This window comes from Mucilaginibacter sp., from assembly GCF_025359345.1.
Lineage (GTDB): Bacteria > Bacteroidota > Bacteroidia > Sphingobacteriales > Sphingobacteriaceae > Mucilaginibacter.
In genome coordinates this window covers 53,345-69,593 of the sequence record NZ_JANYGQ010000034.1, presented here as the reverse complement: position 1 = coordinate 69,593, position 16,249 = coordinate 53,345, and the positions used below count along the sequence as shown (strand labels likewise).

The window sequence follows — 16,249 nt, the reverse complement described above, 5'->3', positions numbered from 1 at the left end:
AATTGAAAATATGAAATCATTAGGCATTAACTGGTTTATAGAAGGTTCTATCGATTTTGAGTATAAAAAGTATATCCTGCTCGACTATCTGCAAGAGATAAATCGCTATTTCGACAAGAGTAAACTTTACCCCAACCTTACCGATTTAATATTTCATTACAACAATCTACTGTATTTCAAGAAGAACAAAAGCATGCTGCAGCAGGCATTTCCACAGCGTTTAACCCAGGCCGACATTGCCGCTGTAAAACTCACGTATCAAAAAATTGTGGACGATGACAGCTCGATGCGCGAAATTGAACAGATAATAGCCTACGCACTGCAAAAGATGGACCCAGCTATACAAACCGGCAAAGAGATCTACGATTTTGTGGAAAGCCAGCTAAATATCGACCCTGTGGGCATTGTGCCGCTGCAACCGTTCAATGGCTACTTTTCGCTTCGCAATGGCCGCCAACGCACCAACTTTATTTACGAGTATAACATAACCATATTTGAAAACAAGGACGATAAGTACCGCGGCATCAACATTAATTTTATTGACACCTATGAGGAAAGTATTTTGAATACGCCGGAGGCCTTAAAGCTCAACCTCATCCGCCGCAACCAATACATGCCTAACCCCGCAGTTTATTATGTGCAAAGCGATATCACCTTCCCGCTCGAGCAAACCCTGCTGCCGGTGGCAAAAAGGAGTTTGGTGAAATATATTTCGAAGGCTGCGTAAAACTAAACTAAGATTTATAGGATTGGTTGGATTATAGGATTTCTTGAAAATAGGATTAAAAATCCCGCAATCTTTTAATCCTAAAAATCTTAGTTTATCTTTACCGCCGATGGCAAATACACCCTTTTTGCAGGCGGTTTCGGTAAGCAAGGTATACCCTGGTGCACAAAACTCGGGAATTAATAAAACAGATTTAACCATAAATCAAGGACTTATAACCGCTATTATTGGTGAAAGCGGCAGTGGGAAAAGTACGCTGTTAAAGTTGCTGTATGGTTTATTGTCGCCGGATAACGGCACAGTAAAATTTAAAGGCGAACGCATTTGGGGGCCGGAGGAAAAGCTGATACCCGGCCACGACTCGATGAAAATGGTCACCCAGCAATCGGACGATTTGAACCTTTTTGCCAAGGTTCGTGATAACGTAGCAATTATGCTGCCCAGCACCGACCTTAAAGCCAAACAACAGAAAACCGAACAAATGCTTACCCAGCTAAAAATGACCGGCATTGCCGATAAACGGGTAGCCGACCTTAGCGGGGGCGAAAGGCAGCGGGTAGCCATAGCCCGTGCATTGATAACCAGCCCGGACGTGCTTTTGCTTGACGAGCCTTTTAACCAGGTTGATACCTCGTTCCGCGAGGGCTTGCAGCAGGATATCAGGCGGATTGTTAAAGAAACCGGCCTTACCGTAATCATTGTATCGCACGACCCGGCCGAAGTGCTTTCAATGGCTGATGAATTGATCGTGCTGAAAGACGGTAACATCCTTGAGTTAGGAAATCCTAAAGAAATGTACCAGGCCCCGAAAAATCTGTACACCGCCCGGTTGCTAACCAATTGCACAGTACTAACCGCTGCTGAAGCAAAAATTTGTGGACTGAAAACAAAATCCGAACACGTAGTGATCTACCCCGAATGGATTGAAACCGTTAAGACCTGGACCAACAACGACTGGGAAGTAACGCAGGTGTTATTTAAAGGTTGTTATGAGGATTTAATACTTGAGTACAACGGCGTAACCATCCGCGTACTTAACGACCAGTTCGGCAAATACGCCGAAGGCAACAAGGTTAATTTGAAGCTGAACAAGTGGCTGGAGTATTAATTCAGCCTTTGTCTATCAACTTGTAAAACCCTTCCCGGTAGCTATCCTCAACAGGTATAATAGTATCGCCAATAAATATCCGGCTGCGTTCAACTGAGCCGATATGCCTTAACGATACGATATAGGACTTATGCACCCGAACAAATTCTGCAGCCGGCAGTTGTTCTTCAATTTTCTTTAAAGGCTGCAAACTCATCACGCGGCCGTTTGTGGTATTAAGCGATACATAGTTTTGCAGCGCCTCGACGTATAAAATATCAGCCAGGTTTATTTTTTGGATGCGATGTTCTGTTTTTACAAATAAGTACTCTGGTGGTGGTTGTTGCGAGACAAGCGGACTTTCGTTGCCTGGCGTTGGTTTGTGTAAGGATAAATTTAATGCCTTTTCGGCCGCCCGGTAAAATCGTTCAAAAGCAATAGGCTTTAAAATGTAGTCGACCACATCGTGTTCAAAACCGTCAAGCGCATAGTCGGCATAGGCGGTGGTAAGCACTATTTTGCATTGCTTGCCTGCTAATTTAATAAACTGCATCCCATTAAGCTCCGGCATTTGGATATCTAAAAAAACAAGGTCGATGTTTTGTTCCCTCACAATATTTAACCCTTCAATTGGGTTTGTTGTAGTGGCAACCAAGTCTAAAAACCGAACTTTGCCGGCGTAGTCGGCCAGCACATCAATGGCCAAAGGCTTATCATCAACTACCAGGCATCTTAGTTTCATATTACCTTCAGATTTAAAGTAACGGTATAAAATCCGGCATCATCAGTAATTACCAACCTGTGTTTTCCGGGGTACATTAATGCAAGCCGCCGGTGCACATTGTTTAAGCCTATGCCCGGTGTTTTATCTTTTTGATGGTCATTCTTTTTATTGTGCACGTAAAAGTCAATTTTGTCATTCGTGGCCGCTAGGCTAATGTCAACAGGGTTTTCCGGGTCGGTTAATATGCCATGTTTAAAAGCGTTTTCAACAAAGGCAATTAAAAGCAATGTGGCTATTTTTTGCCCGCCAATATACCCTTCAATATTGAAATTAATACTGGCGGCGCCCTTGGTGCTGATGCGCTGCAGTTCAATTACGTTTTCAAGGTATTTAACTTCGCTTTGCAGCGGCATGGTATCCTGCCCGCCTTCGCGCAGCATATAACGCAATATGTCCGACAGTTTTAGCAAAGCAGCCGGTGCCTGGTCCGACTGCTGGTAAGTGAGCGAGTAAATATCATTGATGCTGTTGAACAAAAAATGGGGGTTTAACTGCGATCGTAAAAAGGTTAGTTCAGCAGCAGCTTTTTCCTTTTCAAGTTCTTGCTGCCAGTGTCGGTTTTTGTACCAGTCGGTTATAAAAAAATACATCAGCCCGTATATAAAATAACTTGGGAAATAAAAAAGCAGGATGTTGGTTATGTACCTGCCGGCAGGCCAGGCGTTGCCGTTGTAATTATCAAAGCCAAGTACCGGCAAAAAGAAATAATATTCCAGCGCGTACCTGTAAACGATGATAAATAGCGCCGTTAGCAGGGTGAACAGCGCCGCCTTACCATAGCTTTTTTTAACGGTTATTTGCGGGGCCACCAATAAACAGGCAGCGTAAAAACATGCTAAGGGGATAATTATATACCCTGTTTCCACAACCAGGTATTTAGTAAACAGAGGAAAGTTAAGGAGAGTGCTTTTATGCCCCGTAAGTATCGCTCTCGAAATGGAGCTCCAAACGTTATTCGCCAGGTACAAAACCCAGAAAACTGTGTGCAATAAAATTACATACTTGCGTTTCATTGCCTAAATATATAACAGGTTTGCATGTATCGCCCATTTAAAAACACCAAACGCCAATTTTTAATGACGAAATCGCCGACAGCATTGTCTCAGTTTTTAAAGGAGCAAATTGTAACAAACCATAATCCTGTGCGTCAAACCATTTACAAAAACCTTTTGCTATGAAATGGAAGCTGCCTTTTACTAAAAAAGCCAACGGCATTAAGCCCAAAAAAACAAAAACACGCGAGTGGGTTGATGCGATACTATTTGCATTAATTGCATCTACCATTATCCGCGGTTTGTTGTTTTCGGCTTATGCAATTCCATCGGACTCGATGAAAGGCACCCTGCTTACCGGCGATTACCTGTTTGTAAGTAAAATAAGCTACGGCCCAAGGATGCCGTTTACGCCGGTTTCAGTCCCTTTTTTAGAATCGACAATTACAAAAGATAGCATTAAAACCTATTGGGATGGTATTAAACTTCCCTACTTCCGCCTACCGGGTTTAACTGAAGTTAAAAAAGGCGACGTCGTGGTTTTTAATAAACCAGAAGAAGCTGATCCAAGTTATAAAAGACCAGTCGACGCACGCACCAACCTTATAAAACGCTGCCAGGCTACACCGGGCGACAGGCTGACCATTGTAAACGGGCAGGTATATATTAATGGAAAAGCTGCACCAAACGCCGAAAAATCACAAACAACGTACGAGGTTGTTACCAACGGTACCGATATTAACCCGCAGGGACTTAAAGATTTGAATATAGAAGTATTGGGACAAAACGCCAGCACTTATGCGATGACGGTTCCCAAATCGAGCCTTGCGACGTTGAAGGGGTTTAGCAATATAAAAAGCGTAACTCCCGTTGTACAGACACCCGGTGACTATGATGCCACCGTTTTTCCTCATAACGAAAAATTTAAATGGAACCAGGACAACTTCGGCCCCCTGGTGATGCCAAAACGCGGCTGGACAGTTCCGCTAAACGACTCGACCATGGTCTTATACCGCAGGGCAATAGAGCTTTATGAAAACAATAAGGTGGAGGTAAAAGGGAAAGAGGTTTTAATCAACGGCAAAAAGGCGGATACCTATACCTTTAAAATGAACTATTACTGGATGATGGGCGATAACCGTCATAACTCGCTCGACTCGCGCTTTTGGGGCTATGTGCCGGAAGACCACGTGGTAGGAAAAGCCATGATAACCTGGATGAGCATTGATTCGGCCGGTACGTTTTTCGACAAAATAAGGTGGAACCGGATCTTCAGGACTATTAATTAAGCTGCGATTTCCCGGTCCACTTGATTCCCGGCTCTTGGTTCTTAACCCTATTCCATGCTGTCTTTTATCGCACTGATAGCATCCAGGTGTTCCTGCAAAATAGGGAGATTTTTTACCGCAAAGGATTTAACATCAGGATCGATACATTTTTTGGCGGCTGTTTCAAATAATTTGATATCAGCTTTGTGGTCGTCAATCATGCTATTAATGTAAGCCTTATCAAACGCTTTCCCCGATTTTCCTGCGAGTTTGCCGATAGCCTTATGATCACGTGCACCGGGTGCTTTTGGGATAGATATATTTTTGGTTACAGCCAGCGCCCTTATAAAATCATTAATTTTTGAGTGGTCTGTTACCATCATGGCTCCAAAGTTTTTAACCTGCTTGCTTACTCCCTTTTGCTGCGCCAGTTTGCCAAGTTCCACTTCGGCCATGCCGCCGCTGGCTGCTTTAACAGTAAATTCGGCATCAACCCGGTCAACAGCTATGCTTAAACTTTTGGTAGTGTCTTTCACTTTATTAAGGCTATCGGCTTTTGACACGCTGTCGTGCTTGTTGTTTTTACACGCGTTAGCGGATAGGGCAATGATTATAACCGAAATCCACAGGCTTAGCTTTTTCATAAATTTGATGTTGTTAAGGACATTATAAACAAAGCAGACTTCGTTTAGTTTCTATTAATAAAGTCGGGTGACATGCCAGCAATCAATTTATTAAATTGTTACCTATTGCGTTAGCTTAAAGTTTTATTATTTTTGACCCATTAAATCAAAAAAATCATGGAATTTCCGGCAGGATTAAAGTACACCAAAGACCACGAGTGGATAAGAGTTGAAGGCGATGTTGCATACATAGGCATTACCGAATTTGCACAGCGCGAACTTGGTGACATAGTTTATATCGATATTAATTCGTTAGGTAAGGAAGTAGCCAAAGATGAAGTTTTTGGCACTGTTGAGGCGGTTAAAACCGTATCTGACCTTTTTATGCCGGTAGCCGGTACAATTAATGAGGTTAACCCAGCGCTGGATAAACAGCCCGAACTGGTAAACTCCGATCCGTACGGCGAAGGCTGGATGGTTAAAATCACTGTTTCAGACGCTGCTTCGGTTGATGCCTTATTATCTGCCGATAGCTACCAATCGCTTGTTGGGGCTTAATGAAAGTCGCTTTAAAATATTACTGGCCCGCAATTTTGTGGGCCTTGTTTATTTTAATACTTTGCAGTATTAAGCTGGGCGAAGTTTCCGCATCGCCTTTGTTTTTCCCGGGCTTTGATAAACTGGTGCACTGCGGGTTGTTTTTTGTGATGATGGTTTTCATTACAGCCGGTTATACAAGGAAACATACTCCGGTCGTTCTATCCGTTAAAGCAATAGCAATACTAACCGTTATTACTGTTATTTACGGCGGAACGATTGAAATACTGCAAAAATATATCTTTACCTGGCGAAGCGGCGAGTGGAACGATTTGTTCGCCGATATTATAGGGGTTTTAATGGCGGCATTTAGTATCTTTATAATGCTTAAAGCAACAAGCTATGAAAAAAAATAAACTCATCTTTTTAGCGCTCTTTGGGTTACTTGCTCTTTCCTCATGCGGTATATTCCATAAAGGTTGCGGTTGCCCCACCTTTGGGAGTGTAAACCATACGGTTCTTCCAAAAGCAGGAATGGCTTAATTGGCTAATTGTCAGCCTCTTGAATGAAATTTTACTCCCCAACTACTCCCTGCTCGTTTTAGATGTCCTTTTACCGCCAAGGCTGAAGCACCCGCAAAAACAACGCCTGGTGTAATTATTATTAAGTAAAAACGGGCACCGACAACTATTTCAGGCGCATTTTCGTAAAACTAACACCATGATGTAAATTTTGCTACTCCTTATTTGGATTTAATTTAAATAAGCTTTACATTTGACCTAAGTTTTAAATAAAGATATGACGCTTTCAGAACTTGTACCCGGTGAAATTGGAATTGTAAAAGAGTTTACTGACCTTGAAATGTCGGTTAAATTAATGGAAATGGGTTGCTTGCCCGGCGAGTCAATCACCGTGTCGCGCGTTGCGCCGCTTGGCGACCCAATTGCTATCAACGTATCGGGTTACCAGCTCAGCCTCCGGAAATTTGAAGCGTCGACCATTATACTGCAGTAGCACGTTAACCATTGAAGGCCGATATAAGAGTTGCGCTAGTAGGAAACCCCAACACCGGTAAGTCAACTCTTTTTAACACATTAACCGGTTTAAATCAAAAAATTGGAAACTTTCCAGGGGTAACGGTTGATAAAAAAACCGGCATTTGCACCCTGCCTGATGGCCGCACGGCCGAAATAATTGACCTTCCGGGCACTTACAGTCTTTATCCGAAAAGCCAGGACGAATCTATTGTATTTTCTGTATTGGCCGATAAGGCAAATGCCCACACACCCGATTTGGTTGTCGTAATTATTGATGCAACTAACCTCAAACGTAATTTACTGCTCTACAGCCAGGTTGCCGACCTTAAAATACCGGTTATCGTTGCATTAAATATGATTGACCTGTCGAAAAAGGCAGGGATAACTATCGATATTGATCTATTTGCCAAAAAACTCGGCGTGCCCGTCATTCCCATTTCGGCGCGCAAAGTGGAAGGCATCGATAAACTAAAAGCAGCAATCGGCTTTGCCAACAAAATTGCGCTGCAGGAGCCTTCGATTGATGTGGAGGCAATAGCCCCGCAGCTGATAGCACAAATAAGCGAAGAATTAAAACTCGATAACCCGTACTTCGCCCTGCAGCTTGCCCACCAGCATGAAACCGTAAAGTTTTTAACACCACAGCAAAGCGACCGGATTGAGGAGCTTGAAAAGGAATTTTCGTTCCACTCGCAAAAAGCGCAGGGTGCAGAAACCATTGCCCGTTACAGCTTTATTAATGATCTGTTGTACGACACGGTTAAAATACCGGAAACCGCAAAGGACGAAACCGTAAGTAATAAGATAGACAAGGTGCTTACCCACCGGGTATTCGGCCTGTTTATTTTCCTTGGGATATTATTATTTATGTTCCAGTCTATTTTTTCATGGTCGGCCTACCCGATGGAAAAAATTGGTGACCTGTTTGCCTGGGCCCAAAACTTCCTGCACCAGGTTTTACCGGCCGGCCCGTTAACAGGGCTGGTTGTTGATGGTGTACTGGGCGGCTTGAGCGGCGTAATGGTATTTATCCCCCAAATAGCTATCCTTTTTGCTTTTATATCCATACTGGAAGATACCGGGTATATGTCGCGGGTTACGTTTATGATGGATAAGCTGATGCGCAAGGTTGGCCTCAACGGTAAATCGGTAGTGCCTCTTATTGGTGGCTTTGCGTGTGCTGTGCCCTCAATTATGAGCACCCGTACAATCGAGAACTGGAAAGACAGGATGATAACCATTATGGTTACCCCGTTGGTTACCTGTTCGGCCCGGTTGCCTATTTATGTATTGCTTATCGGTTTGGTGGTACCTAACCGCAATGTTTGGTGGGTATTTAACCTCCAGGGGTTAGCATTAACAGGCATGTATATATTCAGCCTCATATCCGCAGTAGTGGTAGCGTTTGCCTTTAAGCTGATATTACAAGGGCGGGAACGCGGCTATTTTATTATGGAACTGCCGGTGTACCGCATGCCCCGCTGGAACAATGTTGCCTACAGCATGTATGACCGATCGAAAGCTTTCGTATTGCAAGCCGGTAAAGTAATTATCGCTGTGTCTGTCATTCTTTGGGTGCTGGCATCTTACGGTCCGGGCGACCGCTTTGCAAAAATCGAACAAAAGTATAAACAGCCACAATACGCTCAAAAACTAAAACCTGATGATCTTACCCGGGCTATTAACTCCGAAAAGCTGGAAAACTCTTATGCCGGGGCATTGGGACATTTTATAGAACCAGCTATCAGGCCATTGGGGTTTGATTGGAAAATTGGTATAGCACTTATAACCTCATTTGCTGCCCGCGAGGTATTTGTAGGCACCATGGCCACCATTTACAGCGTTGACGGCAATGCTGAAAAAATAGAATCGGTACAAAAAAAGATGGGCTCAGCTAAAAATCCGGAGACAGGCAAGCCGGTGTTTTCTCTGGCGGTGGCTTTCTCGTTAATGATGTTTTACGCGTTTGCCATGCAGTGTGCCAGCACCGTGGCCGTAGTTTACCGCGAAACTAAAAATTGGCGCTGGCCGGCTATACAATTTGCTTATATGACAATTCTGGCTTATGCAGCGAGTTTGCTGGCGTATAATCTGCTCAAATAAACAGGTCTAATGTCCGTGTTTTGATGCCATTCCACAGTTCCCTCCAATTTATAAGATATAATTTACACCAACCTGCTCGGTGTTTTTATTTAACTGAAAATAGCCTCGGTTAGTCGTTTCGGCGTTTGTTAAATAATTAAAAAACACTTCAAAGTGCTTATGTACCTGTATGCCGCCTTTTAATAAAACCCGGGTATCAAAATCGACAAAATCATAGGTGTTGTTCGGCGGGAAATAAGTGCCAGGGTCCTGAGGACCGTAATATACTTTGCTATATGATGGCTTTGAGATATTAAGACCCGCCCCCGCATATATTTTAAAGTTTTGAGCATTATAAAAATTATAGATTATTTGTGGCGTAAACCCTATTGACATTTCATTATACGATGCCCGGGCGCTAACATATGGATACGCCCTGTTTTTATATTGCGAGTTATATTTTGAAAAAGAAACGGATAGCTCGCCCCTGAAGCACACTTTTCCGCTATTGGGGTCGGTAGGGGCGCTAAAGCCAAAAGAAAACGCAGGCAGATACGAAGTATAAGCTTTTCCGCCGTTTTGAGCATAGGGTGCCGTTGAACCCGGCGTATTAGTTGTGATATTCATCGCGACCGCGCCGTAGAAAAATATTTTATCGGGTGTGGTGTCCTGCGCAACTGCAAAAAAGGGAATAAAAAAGAGCGCTACTAAAGTGGTATAAAGATATTTTTTCATGCCTGAGTTTGTTAGATACATTATTTGACCGCTTCGTTTATTTTTTTAACAATCTGCAATACATAATATTCCCTATAGGCGGAATCCTCGATATCGCGCTGCAATGCGGTCGAAACCGCATTGTATTTAGCAGCAAGCGTATATAATTGCGACATGTAGGTGTTTTCGTTAACCGTACGGCCGTGCTCGAAAATCTTTACCGCTTCCATGTCGTAATACAACCTGTAAACCAGTTCAGCAGGTTGATAGTTGGGCTGGTCGCCAATAAACAGCCTTGTTTTTATATTATCCGAATAAGAATATAAAGCGACATTTTTACCCTTTTGCAGCACTTTCAAAAACACCGATGCTATCTTAAAAGTGGTATCCCTATTTTCCTGTACGTTGTCGGGGTTGGCATTATCCATTGACAGGGTGCCTGTATATTTCTTGTAGGAGACAACTTTATCAAGACTGAAAAAGTTAATTTCATTTACGGTCAGCCTCTCAACTGTGCTGGTTTGTGCCTGTTTAAATTTTATTACGTCCGGGTTTGTGTCCCACCCTCTATAATCTATAAACCCACGCAGCGTATCGCCTTTCAGGTTAATAACATAGCCCGGCTTGTAATTGCTTTGCGCCGTTGCAAGCAACGGCAAAGCGGCTATAAATAGAAAAATCCTTATTAAGTTTTTCATGATAAGAAATATCTTACTTAAATCTGTAGTTAACCCCCACCTGAACGGAACTTGTGTTTAAGCGAAACACATAATCGTCAGAAACCGGCCCGGCGAGCAGGTAATCAGCATAAATGTCAATTTTCTTGCTAATAGATATCCCCGTTTTAACTACTATGGGTAAACTGAAGTTATTTTGACTGAACGGATTAGCAGATGTTGGCACCTGGCTGCCATCTTTATTGTTTTTATACTCACGGCTAAAATAAGTGTACTTTGATATCTCGATACCGCCGCCCGCAAACACTTTCAGGTTTTCCCCGTTGTAAAAATTGTATATGATCTGCGGTGAAAAAGCTATAGCAAGATTCGTGTAACCATAGGTAATGTTTACATATGGCGAAAATGCGTTGTCGTAAGTTGATGTATATTTTATCAGCGCTGCCGACAGCTCAAAACGGAACGAAAGGCGCTCGCTGTTCGGGCTGGCAAAAACATTTATGCCAAATTTAACAGCGGGCAATATTGACGTACAAGGTTTGCCCCCGGCTTGCTTGTAGGTGCCACCTGGTGACGGGGTTGTGGTGGCGATGGCCAAACCCAGCCCGCCGTAAAAATAGTTATTACCCTTATCGTCATATTTGGCGCTAAATTCCTGCTTTGTAATGTTGTTTATTTTACTTACGATAACCATTAACTGCGGCATTTGATAATCGGCCTTTTCAAGCGTGTGGGCCAAATCGTCATTTAAAGCGCTGTATTTTATGGCGAGTGTATTTAACTGTTTAAGGTAAGTTTCGTCGGTAAAGGTTTTTCCATTTCCGTTTGAATCATTGGCCTCATATATCCTGTATACCAATTCCTTTGGGAAAAAGTTGGGCCCATCGCCAATGAAATAGCGGGCTTTCAGGTCGTCGGTATAGCTGTATAATGTCACATTTTTGCCTTTTTGCAATATTCTCAAAAAAACATCGGCCATTTTAACGCTAGTATCCTTGCCGGTGGTTAAATGGTCGGTATTTACAACATCCATGCTGATTAGCCCGGTATACTTTTGATAGGCTTCTATACTATTGATATTAAAAGAGCTAATATCAGCCGGAGTATATTTGGCACCGGAGGCGTCAGTCACCTGGTGCTTAAATGAAATGGCATTCGGGTTGTTGCTCCATTCACGGTAATCAATAAATCCACGCAATGTATCTCCTTTTAGGTTAACAACAAATCCGGGTTTATAATTACTTTGTGCCAACGAAAAAAATGGCAAAAGAAATGCAAACGAAAAAAGCTTGTAGAAAATCTTCATGTGATTTGGTTTAAATTAAATTTTAGGGGTGAATTTTTGAAAGGTTAAGATAGTTGCATAAATAAGAAAACAAGGTATAAAATTTCCCTTAATAATTAATGCGTTTATAGATTAACACGCCACCGGGCGAAAGCACTGAATAAAAATCGGTGCAATCATTTCTCCAATCGGTGAAATCTTAAAACTAAAATAAAATAAACTTATCCATCTGCTCTTCGGTAAACTGCACAGTGTCTTTCTGGAACAGGTTATTATCCGCATCGAATTCCTTATTAATACTGCCGATATGAATTTTAAGCTGCATAACCTGCAGGTGCATATAATGGCAAACGCCTGTAAAATGGTCGATGCCACGGATGTTGCCATATTTGCCCGACGATAAACCCGCCAGGGCTGCCTTTTTATCATAAAAGCTTTCGGGGAAGGTACAGGCATCCATAAATACTTTCAAAACTCCCGGGAAACTCCCATTGTACTCAGGTATGATGAATAAAAACTTATCAGTCTGGCTAACAATATCCTGTATCGGTTTAAAAGCCTCGCTTCGTTTATTATAAAGATCGCTTTCGATGATGTTGGCGGGCAGTTGTGTTAAGGACAAAATGCCGGCGTCCACCCCTTTTTCGCGCAATCGCTTCTGGTAATATTGCGATAGCTTATAAGTTGAGCTATTGGGCCGGTTAGTGGATGATATGATAGTAGTGGTCATTGATTTATTTAGTGAACTGGTGAATTAGCGATTTGGCAAACCCACGGAGGAACAAAGTAATAAAATAATTAGTGATTTAGCGAGTTAGTGATTGGGAAATTGACAATGTATTGATTTGAGTTCGCCTCACATATCCACGCGCGAAGCTTCTTTGTGCCACCGATAGAGCTAAGGCGGCGCGCGATCGGACTACCGGACTTTTCCGGTTTTCCGGGCTCAAACTGTTTGTAAATAGGCAAAACCTGTGGATTTCGGAATTATATAAATACGTATCTTTAGCCCGCATTAAAACTTATGGGAAGGTATATTAACCGTTCCTGTATTTCGTTGTTACTAAAAACCCATTTATAAATTTTTTTAACGTATAAAATGAGTAAAATTATTGCTTTGGCCAATCAAAAAGGTGGCGTTGGTAAAACCACATCATCTATAAACCTGGCCGCAAGTTTGGCCGTGTTGGAGTTTAGAACATTATTGGTTGATGCCGATCCGCAAGCTAACTCAACGTCGGGTATTGGGTTTGACCCCCGTAACATAAAAAACAGTATTTACGAGTGTATAATCAACCAGGTTGACCCGCGTGAGGCTATCCAGAAAACCGAAACACCCAATCTCGACCTCTTACCAGCCCACATCGACCTGGTAGGCGCCGAGATCGAGATGATAAACCTTACCGACCGCGAATATAAAATGAAAGCGGTACTTAACAGTGTACGCGACGACTATGATTTCATCATCATCGACTGCTCGCCTTCGCTGGGTCTGATAACCATAAATGCGTTAACTGCCGCCGACTCGGTAATTATTCCGGTACAGTGCGAATATTTCGCATTGGAAGGTTTAGGTAAGTTATTAAATACCATTAAGATTGTACAATCGAGGTTGAACCCTACACTCGAAATTGAAGGCATATTGTTAACCATGTACGACGTAAGGCTTCGCCTTTCGAACCAGGTGGTTGAAGAAGTGCGGAGCCATTTTGAGGATATGGTGTTTGATACCATTATACAGCGTAATACCCGTTTAAGCGAGGCCCCAAGCTTTGGTATATCAGTAATTATGCACGATGCTACAAGCAAGGGCGCAATAAACTACCTGAACCTGGCCCGCGAAATTTTGCGCAAAAACGGCTTGGTTAAAGAGGAGGCCGATACTAATACAGCAATAGTTTAATTATAAAGATGACCGGAGAAAAAAGAAACGCTTTAGGCAGAGGGTTAAGTGCATTGCTGAAAGATTCGGAAAGCGTTAACCACAATCAAAACAACAATACCGATAAAAACAATGCCGCATCAAGCCCCGAGGTAAACAACCTGGGCTCGATAAACGAAATTAAGCTGTCTGAAATTGAGGTAAACCCATTTCAGCCCCGTACCGATTTCGACCAGGATGCATTGCAGGAACTGGCCGACTCGATTAAGCTGCAGGGCCTGATACAGCCAATCACCGTTAGGCGCTTAAACGCCCATAGCTACCAGCTGATATCTGGCGAGCGGCGTTTCCGTGCATCAAAAATTGCTGGTTTAACACAAATTCCCGCGTACGTACGGGCTGCCAACGACCAGCAAATGCTGGAGATGGCGCTTATTGAAAACATTCAGCGCGAAAACCTGAATGCAATAGAAGTAGCCATAAGTTTACAGCGAATGATTGAGGAATGTAACCTTAAACAGGATGAACTGGGCGAGCGGGTGAGTAAAAACCGTTCGACCGTATCTAACTATTTGCGGTTGTTGAAACTGCCGCCGGTTGTACAGGCATCCATCCGCGAAGGCGAAATCACCATGGGCCATGCTAAAGCACTGATTACTATCGACGACCCTGCCAAACAAATATTTATTCATCAGCATATTATTAAGGAAGGTTTATCCGTTCGTAAAACTGAAGAACTGGTTCGCGATATGCAAACGGCGCCGATAAAGAAAGAAGGCAAACAACCCGAGCCTATATCGTTCCAGATTCAAAAGATACAGGATGACCTGGCTTCGAAATTCAGTTCAAGGGTTAAGCTGAAAATTGGTGGCCAGGGGCGCGGTACTATCGAGATTCCTTTTTTATCCGAAAGCGACCTTACCCGCATCCTTGAAATTATGGATTGGTAAACAGCATCCCCAATACCCCGGGGGTTTTTAACTAACAGATGTATAAATACTTGCTTGTAATTTGCCTGCTTGCCGGGTTTGCGCTTACTGCCAGGGCCCAAAATCCCGACACAACATCGTCAACCATTTTAAAAAATAAAATGGATACGCTGAAAGCATCGCGGGCAGATACCGACTTTATGCAATCGCGCAAGCCCAAGGTGCGTAAAGAAAAAGTCTATCATCCTGATACTACACACAGCCCGCACCGGGCGGTTATGCGTTCGCTTATTGTTCCGGGCTGGGGGCAGGTTTATAACCACAAGATTTGGAAAGTGCCACTTGTTTATGGCGGATTGATTGGGTTTGGATGGGCATATGTTTATAATGCAAAAAATTACCGGCTGTTTTTGGCGCTCTCAAAATATCGAAATCATTTAATAACGCCGGGACCCAAGGATCCTTACTATTTAGAGTTTAACCAGTATTCGCAATTCGGCGACCAGGCAATTTATAACGCGAAGGACGGTTACCGCCGCGACCGCGATTTGTGCATATTAGGTTTTGTGGCTTTTTGGGGTATAAATACTATTGATGCCTATATCGATGCCAAGTTTATACACAGCTATACGCTCGATAATAACTTTACCATGCGTATAGCCCCCGACTTTATCAATCAACCGGTGTACGCTCAAAATTCACCAATTTCATATATCCCGGGGTTAAAAATTACGTTTACACTTTGAGAAAACACGAATTACACGAATTAAGATGAATTTTCATCAATCTGCTTCTACATTCGATTTTAAATTCGTGAAATTCGCCTTAATTCGTGAAATTAGTGCCTTTTAATACAGATATGAAGATTGTACTATTAGGATACGGCAAAATGGGCAAAATAATTGAAAAGATAGCCCACGACCGCAAACACGAAATTATATTAAAAATTGACCAGGATAACCAGCACGAACTTACCGTCGAAAACCTGCAACTGGCTGATGTTGCTATTGAGTTTAGTACCCCGCACACTGTATTAGCTAATATCGAACAGTGTTTAAATGCAGGCGTCCCGGTTGTGGTAGGCACTACCGGCTGGTACGATAACCTGCCTGTTTTAAAGAAAAAATTTGAAAGCAGCGATACTGCCATGCTTTATGCGTCGAACTTTAGCGTTGGCGTAAATATTTTCTTCCACGTAAACAAGGTGCTGGCTAAATTGATGAACAACTACCCGTATTACGACATACAGGTTGAAGAAATTCACCATACCCAAAAGCTTGATTCTCCAAGCGGCACGGCCATAACTATAGCTGAAGGAATTATTGAAAACCTTGATGCGAAAAAAGAATGGGTTAATGCGTTAAGCACTGATGACGCCCAAACCGACGACGCAAACGTTACAGCCGATCAATTGTTAATAGAATCGCACCGAATTGACAGCGTGCCGGGCACGCATACTGTTATTTACGATTCGGAGGTCGATTCCATCGAATTTAAACATACTGCCCATAACCGTAACGGCTTTGCACTTGGTGCGGTACTGGCTGCCGAATGGATACAGGGCAAACAAGGTTTTTATTCGGTACAGGATATGTTTGACTTTTGAGGAAAGAGCCAAGAGGAA

Annotated in this window: 18 protein-coding genes; 11 read left to right on the top strand and 7 right to left on the bottom strand. The window is 42.8% G+C overall.

Annotated elements, in window-relative coordinates:
- Nucleotides 1-10: 10 nt before the first annotated feature.
- The gene (locus Q0R52_RS24265) at nucleotides 11-727 is read left to right on the top strand and encodes a hypothetical protein (RefSeq protein ID WP_295799794.1); all 717 of its coding nucleotides are present in this window, start codon (nucleotides 11-13) and stop codon (nucleotides 725-727) included.
- A 109-nt stretch (nucleotides 728-836) separates the two neighbouring features.
- On the top strand, nucleotides 837-1,835 hold the full coding sequence (locus tag Q0R52_RS24260; protein WP_295799792.1) for an ABC transporter ATP-binding protein: 999 nt from the start codon (nucleotides 837-839) through the stop codon (nucleotides 1,833-1,835).
- A gap of 1 nt (nucleotide 1,836) precedes the next feature.
- On the opposite strand, the gene Q0R52_RS24255 is transcribed toward Q0R52_RS24260, so the two are convergent.
- Together Q0R52_RS24255 and Q0R52_RS24250 are read right to left on the bottom strand one after the other, a co-directional pair.
- A complete protein-coding gene (locus Q0R52_RS24255) occupies nucleotides 1,837-2,556 on the bottom strand; it encodes a LytTR family DNA-binding domain-containing protein (protein WP_295799789.1) in 720 nt (239 codons plus the stop codon).
- Nucleotides 2,553-3,611, bottom strand: coding sequence for a histidine kinase (locus Q0R52_RS24250; RefSeq protein ID WP_295799786.1), 1,059 nt, complete (start codon nucleotides 3,609-3,611; stop codon nucleotides 2,553-2,555). The genes Q0R52_RS24255 and Q0R52_RS24250 overlap by 4 nt, the downstream gene beginning before the upstream one ends.
- A gap of 161 nt (nucleotides 3,612-3,772) precedes the next feature.
- On the opposite strand from Q0R52_RS24250, the gene lepB reads away from it, so the two are divergent.
- The gene (gene lepB, locus Q0R52_RS24245; RefSeq protein WP_295799783.1) at nucleotides 3,773-4,879 is read left to right on the top strand and encodes a signal peptidase I; all 1,107 of its coding nucleotides are present in this window, start codon (nucleotides 3,773-3,775) and stop codon (nucleotides 4,877-4,879) included.
- A gap of 47 nt (nucleotides 4,880-4,926) precedes the next feature.
- Here the strand turns inward: lepB and Q0R52_RS24240 are convergent, their stop codons facing one another.
- On the bottom strand, nucleotides 4,927-5,502 hold the full coding sequence (locus Q0R52_RS24240; protein WP_295799781.1) for a DUF4142 domain-containing protein: 576 nt from the start codon (nucleotides 5,500-5,502) through the stop codon (nucleotides 4,927-4,929).
- A 156-nt stretch (nucleotides 5,503-5,658) separates the two neighbouring features.
- Here Q0R52_RS24240 and gcvH point away from each other — a divergent pair, with 156 nt between their 5' ends.
- From gcvH to feoB, 4 genes are all read left to right on the top strand, one after another.
- Nucleotides 5,659-6,039: a glycine cleavage system protein GcvH gene (gene gcvH / locus Q0R52_RS24235; RefSeq protein WP_252790028.1), complete on the top strand. Its 381-nt coding sequence runs from the start codon at nucleotides 5,659-5,661 to the stop codon at nucleotides 6,037-6,039.
- Complete coding sequence (locus Q0R52_RS24230; RefSeq protein ID WP_295799776.1) at nucleotides 6,039-6,434, top strand: VanZ family protein; 396 nt, start codon at nucleotides 6,039-6,041, stop codon at nucleotides 6,432-6,434. The genes gcvH and Q0R52_RS24230 overlap by 1 nt, the downstream gene beginning before the upstream one ends.
- 383 nt (nucleotides 6,435-6,817) lie before the next feature.
- On the top strand, nucleotides 6,818-7,033 hold the full coding sequence (locus Q0R52_RS24225; protein WP_295799774.1) for a ferrous iron transport protein A: 216 nt from the start codon (nucleotides 6,818-6,820) through the stop codon (nucleotides 7,031-7,033).
- Nucleotides 7,034-7,044: 11 nt separating this feature from the next.
- Nucleotides 7,045-9,159, top strand: a complete 2,115-nt coding sequence (gene feoB / locus Q0R52_RS24220; RefSeq protein ID WP_295799772.1) for a ferrous iron transport protein B — start codon at nucleotides 7,045-7,047, stop codon at nucleotides 9,157-9,159.
- A gap of 48 nt (nucleotides 9,160-9,207) precedes the next feature.
- Here feoB and Q0R52_RS24215 read toward each other — a convergent pair whose 3' ends face one another.
- The 4 genes from Q0R52_RS24215 to Q0R52_RS24200 form a co-directional block, all read right to left on the bottom strand.
- Nucleotides 9,208-9,873: an outer membrane beta-barrel protein gene (locus tag Q0R52_RS24215; protein WP_295799769.1), complete on the bottom strand. Its 666-nt coding sequence runs from the start codon at nucleotides 9,871-9,873 to the stop codon at nucleotides 9,208-9,210.
- A gap of 20 nt (nucleotides 9,874-9,893) precedes the next feature.
- Nucleotides 9,894-10,550, bottom strand: a complete 657-nt coding sequence (locus tag Q0R52_RS24210; protein ID WP_295799768.1) for a hypothetical protein — start codon at nucleotides 10,548-10,550, stop codon at nucleotides 9,894-9,896.
- A 13-nt stretch (nucleotides 10,551-10,563) separates the two neighbouring features.
- The gene (locus Q0R52_RS24205) at nucleotides 10,564-11,835 is read right to left on the bottom strand and encodes an outer membrane beta-barrel protein (RefSeq protein WP_295799765.1); all 1,272 of its coding nucleotides are present in this window, start codon (nucleotides 11,833-11,835) and stop codon (nucleotides 10,564-10,566) included.
- Nucleotides 11,836-12,019: 184 nt separating this feature from the next.
- Nucleotides 12,020-12,544 carry an NAD(P)H-dependent oxidoreductase gene (locus Q0R52_RS24200; protein WP_295799762.1) on the bottom strand — a complete coding sequence of 175 codons (525 nt, stop codon included), beginning with the start codon at nucleotides 12,542-12,544 and terminating at the stop codon, nucleotides 12,020-12,022.
- Between the two features lie 369 nt (nucleotides 12,545-12,913).
- Here Q0R52_RS24200 and Q0R52_RS24195 point away from each other — a divergent pair, with 369 nt between their 5' ends.
- The 4 genes from Q0R52_RS24195 to dapB all read left to right on the top strand — a co-directional run bounded on the left by Q0R52_RS24195 (nucleotide 12,914) and on the right by dapB (nucleotide 16,231).
- On the top strand, nucleotides 12,914-13,717 hold the full coding sequence (locus Q0R52_RS24195) for an AAA family ATPase (protein WP_252790022.1): 804 nt from the start codon (nucleotides 12,914-12,916) through the stop codon (nucleotides 13,715-13,717).
- An 8-nt stretch (nucleotides 13,718-13,725) separates the two neighbouring features.
- On the top strand, nucleotides 13,726-14,646 hold the full coding sequence (locus tag Q0R52_RS24190; RefSeq protein WP_295799755.1) for a ParB/RepB/Spo0J family partition protein: 921 nt from the start codon (nucleotides 13,726-13,728) through the stop codon (nucleotides 14,644-14,646).
- A 38-nt stretch (nucleotides 14,647-14,684) separates the two neighbouring features.
- Nucleotides 14,685-15,371 carry a DUF5683 domain-containing protein gene (locus Q0R52_RS24185; RefSeq protein ID WP_295799753.1) on the top strand — a complete coding sequence of 229 codons (687 nt, stop codon included), beginning with the start codon at nucleotides 14,685-14,687 and terminating at the stop codon, nucleotides 15,369-15,371.
- A 113-nt stretch (nucleotides 15,372-15,484) separates the two neighbouring features.
- Nucleotides 15,485-16,231 carry a 4-hydroxy-tetrahydrodipicolinate reductase gene (gene dapB / locus Q0R52_RS24180; protein WP_295799751.1) on the top strand — a complete coding sequence of 249 codons (747 nt, stop codon included), beginning with the start codon at nucleotides 15,485-15,487 and terminating at the stop codon, nucleotides 16,229-16,231.
- The last annotated feature ends 18 nt before the right edge of the window (nucleotides 16,232-16,249 follow it).

What these genes read in the sequence shown, in the direction of transcription:
- Q0R52_RS24210 (WP_295799768.1), bottom strand. Translation starts at nt 10,550, where the DNA reads ATGAAAAACTTAATAAGGATTTTTCTATTTATAGCCGCTTTGCCGTTG.
- Q0R52_RS24185 (WP_295799753.1), top strand. Translation starts at nt 14,685, where the DNA reads ATGTATAAATACTTGCTTGTAATTTGCCTGCTTGCCGGGTTTGCGCTT.
- lepB (WP_295799783.1), top strand. Translation starts at nt 3,773, where the DNA reads ATGAAATGGAAGCTGCCTTTTACTAAAAAAGCCAACGGCATTAAGCCC.
- Q0R52_RS24195 (WP_252790022.1), top strand. Translation starts at nt 12,914, where the DNA reads ATGAGTAAAATTATTGCTTTGGCCAATCAAAAAGGTGGCGTTGGTAAA.
- Q0R52_RS24240 (WP_295799781.1), bottom strand. Translation starts at nt 5,502, where the DNA reads ATGAAAAAGCTAAGCCTGTGGATTTCGGTTATAATCATTGCCCTATCC.
- Q0R52_RS24265 (WP_295799794.1), top strand. Translation starts at nt 11, where the DNA reads ATGAAATCATTAGGCATTAACTGGTTTATAGAAGGTTCTATCGATTTT.
- Q0R52_RS24205 (WP_295799765.1), bottom strand. Translation starts at nt 11,835, where the DNA reads ATGAAGATTTTCTACAAGCTTTTTTCGTTTGCATTTCTTTTGCCATTT.
- Q0R52_RS24190 (WP_295799755.1), top strand. Translation starts at nt 13,726, where the DNA reads ATGACCGGAGAAAAAAGAAACGCTTTAGGCAGAGGGTTAAGTGCATTG.
- dapB (WP_295799751.1), top strand. Translation starts at nt 15,485, where the DNA reads ATGAAGATTGTACTATTAGGATACGGCAAAATGGGCAAAATAATTGAA.
- gcvH (WP_252790028.1), top strand. Translation starts at nt 5,659, where the DNA reads ATGGAATTTCCGGCAGGATTAAAGTACACCAAAGACCACGAGTGGATA.
- Q0R52_RS24230 (WP_295799776.1), top strand. Translation starts at nt 6,039, where the DNA reads ATGAAAGTCGCTTTAAAATATTACTGGCCCGCAATTTTGTGGGCCTTG.
- Q0R52_RS24200 (WP_295799762.1), bottom strand. Translation starts at nt 12,544, where the DNA reads ATGACCACTACTATCATATCATCCACTAACCGGCCCAATAGCTCAACT.
- Q0R52_RS24215 (WP_295799769.1), bottom strand. Translation starts at nt 9,873, where the DNA reads ATGAAAAAATATCTTTATACCACTTTAGTAGCGCTCTTTTTTATTCCC.
- Q0R52_RS24255 (WP_295799789.1), bottom strand. Translation starts at nt 2,556, where the DNA reads ATGAAACTAAGATGCCTGGTAGTTGATGATAAGCCTTTGGCCATTGAT.
- Q0R52_RS24260 (WP_295799792.1), top strand. Translation starts at nt 837, where the DNA reads ATGGCAAATACACCCTTTTTGCAGGCGGTTTCGGTAAGCAAGGTATAC.
- Q0R52_RS24225 (WP_295799774.1), top strand. Translation starts at nt 6,818, where the DNA reads ATGACGCTTTCAGAACTTGTACCCGGTGAAATTGGAATTGTAAAAGAG.
- Q0R52_RS24250 (WP_295799786.1), bottom strand. Translation starts at nt 3,611, where the DNA reads ATGAAACGCAAGTATGTAATTTTATTGCACACAGTTTTCTGGGTTTTG.